This window comes from Bradyrhizobium sp. P5_C11_2 (assembly GCF_054049755.1).
The window spans coordinates 1-6,456 of record NZ_JBFULT010000437.1 but is presented as its reverse complement, the minus strand read 5'-3'; the positions used below and the strand labels follow the sequence as shown (position 1 = coordinate 6,456).

Sequence of the window (6,456 nt, the reverse complement as noted above, 5' to 3'; positions counted from 1 at the left end):
CAAACTACTCCCTGTGGTTATGGGTCCCGGCCTTCGCCGGGACGACAATGGAGTTTGTGCGCGAGCTCCGGCGAGATATATCAACGCACGGCAAGCAAGCGTTGGAATAAATGATGACCGATAGCGACGTCGCAATCTCCATGTTCGAGCGGATCGGCGGCAGCGCCACGATCGACCTTCTGGTCGAGCGCTTCTATGAACGGATGGATACGCTGCCGGAGGCGCAAATCATCCGCGCCATGCATGCAGCCGATCTCGGCCTGATCAGGGACGTGCTGAAGCGCTATCTCACCGAATGGACCGGCGGGCCACGACTCTATTCCGTCGAGAAGGGCCACCCGCGGTTGCGCCAGCGTCACATCGGTTTTGCGATCGGCGACGCCGAACGCGATGCGTGGCTCGCCTGCATGCGCGGCGCGCTGGAGGAGACGGTCGCGGACGCTGCCGCGCGGCAGGACCTCGACAAGGCGCTGTCCGGTCTCGCCGACTGGATGCGCAACCGTTAGCCACCCACAGGCGAGGCGCGACGCGCCACGCACTTGGAGGGGCACCGCTGCGGCGCTATGCTGCGCGCGATGGACGCTGCCGCAAATCCCGATGTCATCCGTCGGCCCGCCTCGCCGCGCCTTGCGCGGCTGGTCGCCAGCATCTCGTTCTATCGCGAGCACGGCGTCGGGTTGGCCGGCTTCCGGCACGCGGCGCCGCTTGCGCTGCCTCTTCTCGTGAATTTGGGGACACCCTTCCGCATTGCACTTGGGCGCGAACCGGATGTTGCCGACGCCCAGCCGAGTTTCGCGGCAGGCCTCTTTCCCGGACCGGTCCGCATCGAATCCGATGGCCGCGCCGAATGCGTTCAGGTCGATTTCACCCCGCTTGGAGCGTATCGCTTCTTCGGCGGAGCGGTGCCGGATCTGACCGCGCGCATCGTCGGCCTGGACGACATTCTGGGACGGGATGGCGAGAACCTCCGCGCCAGGGTTGCCGAGGCGGTCGGATGGCAGCGACGATTTGAGATCGTGGAAGACTTCGTGCTTCGTCGCGCCGTGCATGAGCCCTCGCCGGCGATCGCCTTCGCCCTCGATACGCTCTGGCGACGGGCAGGCGCGGTCCAGATCACCCAGCTTGCCTCCGACATTGGCTGGAGCCGCAAGCATCTCACGCGCCGCTTCCACAACGAGATCGGCGTGCCGCCGAAGACAATGGCCCAGATGCTGCGCTTTCATCGGGCCTGCTCACTGGCCCGCACGGACGGGACAGGCGGCTGGGCAACCGTCGCGGCAGACGCCGGCTATGCCGACCAGGCGCATCTGGCCCGCGACTTCCGGATATTGAGCGGCGAGACGCCGACCGGATGGGCCGCGCGGCTCGATCTTGCGGATCCACGTCTGATGCGGGACGGCGGCGGGTAGCGTCTGGTCCCATTTGTTCAAGCCCGGCTGGCGCGATCCGAACTAGGGTCGGCGTCGCAGTAGACCTGGATAATGTCCTGGAGAATTTCATGAACCAGCAGAATGGCTATGAAGCGCCGCGCCTGTACCACACCATGCGCTGCAAGGACGCGGAGGCGATGATCGTCTGGCTGAAAAACGTTCTCGGTTTCGCCGAACGCGTGGTCTATCGCAGAGAGGGCACGGTCGTTCACGCCGAATTGGCATTTGGATCGTCGATCCTCATGCTCGGTGCGCATCGCGATGATGCCTACGCAAAGCGGGTCGGCGAGATCGGCGGCCACCGCACGGATGCCATTTATCTGGCTGTCGATGATCCCGACGCACTCTATGAGAAGGTGAAGGCGTCCGGCGCGACGATCGAAATGGAACCCTACAACACCGATTATGGCAGCCGCGATTTCGCGGCGCGCGATCCCGAGGGCGGCCTCTGGAGCTTTGGAACCTATTGGCCCAAGGTCGGCGAAGAGTCGCTGCCGGGATAGGCCGGACGGTCGCCTCCAATGCCGCTCGGCGGGCGCAGGCAAGCTCAATTGAGCCCGCAAGGGCGATGCGGCTGCGAACCCGTCCTGCTCTTCAGACCGACCAGTAATTCGGGTGCGGATAGGACCTCGAGCGGTCGCCCCAATCGAACTCGTCGCCGTCGAACTCGCAGGGGCCGCTGCTGAGTTCGTCCAGCGTCAGCTCGACCTGGAACGCCTGACGTGTTCGATCGTATTTCAGCGCGCTCCACTGCACCGGGTAATGGTGACGTGTGCCGAGCAGCCCGCCGGTCTTGATGACGGCGTAAGCGACCATTCCGCTCACCTTGTCGAGCATCAGCCGCTCGATCGTGCCGAGCTTGGCGCCGTCGCGCCCGTAGACGGCGGCGTGCTCCACGCGATCACTGGGAACCATGGTGTGGTGCATGGCATCCTCCCTCGTCTTGGGTGGAGCGCATTATAGTCTCGTAGCCCGGATGAGCGAAGCGACATCCGGGGTCTGCGACACTTTCCCGGGTATCGCTGCGCTCACCCGGGCTACGGGCTACAGCAACTGCGAGCGCACCGAGGCCGCGCCTTCGCGCAGCAGTGGCAGAAAACGGCCGATCAGTTCCTGCTCCGGCACGCGGTCGACATGGGCGCCCATGTTGATGGCGGCGACGATCACGTCGTCGTAGCGGCGCACCGGAACCGAGATCGAGCGGAAATGCGGCTCGGCCTCGCGGTCGACCAGCGAATAGCCTTGGGCACGATCGGCCGTGATGCTGGCCAGCAGCGCCTTGGGATCCGTCACCGTCTGCGGCGTCAGCGCCTCGCGCGTCATTGTCTTCAGGCGTGCGGCGAGCTCTGCATCGTCGAGCTGACCGAGCATGGCGCGGCCGACCGAGGTGCAGAACGCGGGCAAGCGGTAGCCGATCTCGAGTCCGCCCGAAAACATCCGCGCCGGGCTGCTGCGCGCGACGAACACGACCTCGTCGCGGTCGAGCACCGCCAGCGAGGAGATTTCCTGCGCCGCGGTGGCGATACGATCGAGCACGGGCTGAAGCACGGTGACGAGTTGATTGGACCGCAGGTAGGAGGCCGCCAACTTCAGCACGTGCGGCGTCAGGGAAAACAGCTTTCCGTCGCCGGAAACGAAGCCGCCATGCTGGAGCGTGAACAGCATGCGTCGCGTCGTGGCGCGCGGCAACGCTGCTGCGCGGGCGAGATCGCTCAGCGTCATCGGGCCGGTGGTCGCGCCAAAACATTGCAGCAGACGCAGGCCGCGATCGAGGCTTTCGACGAAATCCGTCGCGCGCGCGTCGCTCTCGCTCCGCTTCAGCTTGGGCATGGCGCCGGGACTTTCCTGCAAAATATTGCTTGCTGCCGGATCAAGGCATGTCATAATTCGCCCATTCGTTCAATAGGCGAACACAATTCGTTAGGCAGGCACGCTCGCGATCTCCCTCGCCCCGCTTGCGGGGAGAGGGTGGGGTGAGGGGGAGTCTCCGCAGGGACGGTGACAGCTGGACTCGCGGAGAGCCCCCCTCACCCGGATTGCATCTTCGATGCAATCCGGCCTCTCCCCGCACGCGGGGAGAGGCGAGGAAGAGCGCACCGGCTCGACTTGCATGTTCGAGCAAGAAGGGACGCGACCGCCATGATGAGCCAGGAGCAGAACGACCTGATCACCCGCACCGGGGCGAAGGACCCCTGCGGCAAGCTGATGCGGAGCTACTGGCAGCCGGCGGCGCTGGTCGACGAGCTGGAAGGTGCGCGGCCGATCCGCCCCGTGCGACTGCTCGGCGAAAGTCTCGTGCTGTTCCGCGACGAGCGAGGGCGCTACGGCCTGATCGATCGCCACTGCGCGCACCGCGGCGCCGACCTCGCCTTCGGGCGGCTCGAACATGGCGGCCTGCGCTGCGCCTTCCATGGCTGGCTGTTCGACGCCACCGGCCAGTGCATCGAGACCCCGGCCGAGCCGAAGGATTCAAAGCTCTGCCAGAACATCCGCCAGCGCTCCTATCCGGTGGTGGAGAAGAGCGGCATCCTCTGGGCCTGGCTCGGCGAGGGTGAGCCGCCGGCCTTTCCCGAGCTCGACTGCTTCGTCGCGCCCGGCACGCACACTTTCGCATTCAAGGGCCACATGGCCTGCAACTGGCTCCAGGCGCTCGAGGTCGGCATCGACCCCGCGCACGCCTCCTACCTGCACCGCTTCTTCGAGGACGAGGACACCTCCACCGCCTACGGCAAGCAGTTCCGCGGCGCCTCCGCCGGAAGCGACCTGCCGATGACGAAGATCCTGCGCGAATACGATCGCCCGATCATCAATGTCGAGCACACCGAATACGGCCTGCGGCTGATCGCGCTGCGCGAGATCGACGAGGAGCGCACCCATGTGCGGGTGACCAACCAGCTCTTCCCGCACGGCTTCGTCATCCCCATGAGCACGGAGATGACGATCACGCAATGGCACGTGCCGGTCGACGACGAGAACTGCTACTGGTACGCGATCTTCACCAGCTATTCGAACCCGGTCGACAAGCAGAAGATGCGCGACCAGCGGCTCGAGCTCTACGAGCTGCCCGACTACAAATCGCGCAAGAACAGCAGCAACGATTACGGTTTCGATCCGCACGAACAGCAGACCGCGACCTACACCGGCATGGGCAGCGACATCAACGTCCACGACCAGTGGGCGGTGGAGTCGATGGGCGCGATCCAGGACCGCACCAAGGAGCATCTCGGCCAGAGCGACAAGGCGATCGTGCAGTACCGCCGCCTGCTGCGGCAGGAGATCGAGAAGGTTTTGGGCGGCGAGAAGCCGATGCTGCATCTCGACGCGAGCAACGCGCGTTCGATCCAGGGCCCGGCGACCATGGACGGCATCGGGCCGACACGGGGCTGGGAGACCTACTGGATGGAAGTCGATGTCAAGCGCCGCCGCGGCGCACCGTGGACGGCCCCGGTGCCGAAGGAGATTGCGGACAATGTGCACCGGTTGACGGCGGCGGAGTGAGGTTCGTGGTCGGAGCCCGTAGGGTGGGCAAAGGCGCAAAGCGCCGTGCCCACCATGCTTCCGTGAGGACGACAGACGTGGTGGGCACGCTTCGCTTTGCCCACCCTACGGCAGTTGAAGGAGTGGTGAAGTGACTTTCGTCGCGCATCATGCGCTGTGGTCGGATGAACAGAAGGACGCGGCGCAACGCATGCGCCGCATCGTCGAGGAGAAGAACCTCGAGGTCATCCGCCTCGCCTTCCCGGACCAGCACGGCATTCTGCGCGGCAAGACCATCGTCGCCGCCGAGGCGATCGCCTCGCTGGAGAGCGGCTGCTCCATCACCACCACCATGCTCGCCAAGGACACCTCGCACCGCACCGTGTTTCCGGTGTTCACATCGGGCGGCGGCTTCGGCATGAAGGAGATGGAGGGCGCGGCCGACGTGTTGATGGTCGCCGATCCCACCACGTTCCGCGTGCTGCCATGGGCGCCGGCGACGGGCTGGGTGCTGTGCGACCTCTATTTCAACGACGGCCGCCCGGTGCCGTTCGCGACCCGCGGGCTTTATCGCAAGGTGCTGGATGAGCTCGGCAGCCGCGGCTGCGATTTCGTCGCGGGCCTCGAGGTCGAATTCCACATCTTCAASCTCGACGATCCGCATATGCGCGCGGAGGATGCCGGCCAGCCCGGCACGCCACCGTCGGTGAGCCTGCTCAGCCACGGCTATCAATACCTCACCGAGCAGCGCTTCGACCAGATGGAGCCGGTGCTGGAGATCCTGCGCCGCGACGTCCTCGCGCTCGGGTTGCCCTTGCGCTCCGTCGAGGTCGAGTTCGGGCCGAGCCAGTGCGAATTCACCTTCCAGCCGAAGAAGGGGATCGAGCCCGCCGACAACATGGTGCTGTTCCGCTCCGCGGTGAAGCAGATCGCGCACCGCCACGGCTATCACGCCACCTTCATGTGCCGGCCGAAACTGCCAAACCTGTTCGCCAGCGGCTGGCATCTGCACCAGTCGATCGTCTCGCGCGCGAGCGGCGACAATCTGTTGATGGCGAAGGACGGGAGCGCGCCGCTCGGCGAATTCGGCCGCGCCTGGCTCGCGGGACTGCTCGACCATGCCCGTGCGGCAACCGTGTTCACGACGCCGACCATCAACGGCTACAAGCGCTACCGCTCCTATTCGCTGGCGCCGGACCGCGCGATCTGGGGCCGCGACAATCGCGGCGTCATGATCCGCGTGCTCGGGGCTGCCGGCGATGCCGCCACGCGCCTGGAAAACCGCGTCGGCGAGCCCGCCGCCAATCCCTATCTCTACATGGCCTCGCAGATCCTCTCTGGCCTCGACGGCGTCGACCGCAAGCTCGATCCCGGCCCGTCCGCCGACACGCCCTACGAAACCAAGGCACCGCTATTGCCGAAATCGCTGCGCGATGCCGTGGCCGCGCTGAAGGACGATCCGTTCTTCCGCGAGAAATTCGGCGCCGAGTTCGTCGACTACTACACCCACATCAAGAACGCCGAGATCGACCGTTTCCTGGCCGAAGTG

General features: G+C 65.6%; 7 protein-coding genes. 5 read left to right on the top strand and 2 right to left on the bottom strand.

Annotated features, from left to right (window positions below):
- The first annotated feature begins 113 nt into the window (after window positions 1-113).
- The 3 genes from ACXJL8_RS30250 (at window position 114) to ACXJL8_RS30240 (ending at window position 1,933) form a co-directional block, all read left to right on the top strand.
- Window positions 114-506, top strand: a complete 393-nt coding sequence (locus ACXJL8_RS30250; RefSeq protein ID WP_456619575.1) for a group II truncated hemoglobin — start codon at window positions 114-116, stop codon at window positions 504-506.
- Between the two features lie 171 nt (window positions 507-677).
- A complete protein-coding gene (locus ACXJL8_RS30245) occupies window positions 678-1,409 on the top strand; it encodes a helix-turn-helix domain-containing protein (RefSeq protein WP_456619574.1) in 732 nt (243 codons plus the stop codon).
- An 89-nt stretch (window positions 1,410-1,498) separates the two neighbouring features.
- Window positions 1,499-1,933, top strand: a complete 435-nt coding sequence (locus ACXJL8_RS30240; protein ID WP_456619573.1) for a VOC family protein — start codon at window positions 1,499-1,501, stop codon at window positions 1,931-1,933.
- Window positions 1,934-2,024: 91 nt separating this feature from the next.
- Here ACXJL8_RS30240 and ACXJL8_RS30235 read toward each other — a convergent pair whose 3' ends face one another.
- Together ACXJL8_RS30235 and ACXJL8_RS30230 are read right to left on the bottom strand one after the other, a co-directional pair.
- Complete coding sequence (locus tag ACXJL8_RS30235) at window positions 2,025-2,357, bottom strand: PRC-barrel domain-containing protein (protein WP_456619572.1); 333 nt, start codon at window positions 2,355-2,357, stop codon at window positions 2,025-2,027.
- 117 nt (window positions 2,358-2,474) lie between these two features.
- Window positions 2,475-3,260, bottom strand: coding sequence for an IclR family transcriptional regulator domain-containing protein (locus ACXJL8_RS30230; protein ID WP_456619571.1), 786 nt, complete (start codon window positions 3,258-3,260; stop codon window positions 2,475-2,477).
- Window positions 3,261-3,569: 309 nt separating this feature from the next.
- Between ACXJL8_RS30230 and ACXJL8_RS30225 the strand changes: the two genes are divergently transcribed.
- Complete coding sequence (locus tag ACXJL8_RS30225; RefSeq protein ID WP_456619570.1) at window positions 3,570-4,928, top strand: aromatic ring-hydroxylating dioxygenase subunit alpha; 1,359 nt, start codon at window positions 3,570-3,572, stop codon at window positions 4,926-4,928.
- 130 nt (window positions 4,929-5,058) lie between these two features.
- A partial coding sequence (locus ACXJL8_RS30220; protein ID WP_456686107.1) for a glutamine synthetase family protein occupies window positions 5,059-6,456 on the top strand: 1,398 nt, incomplete at its 3' end.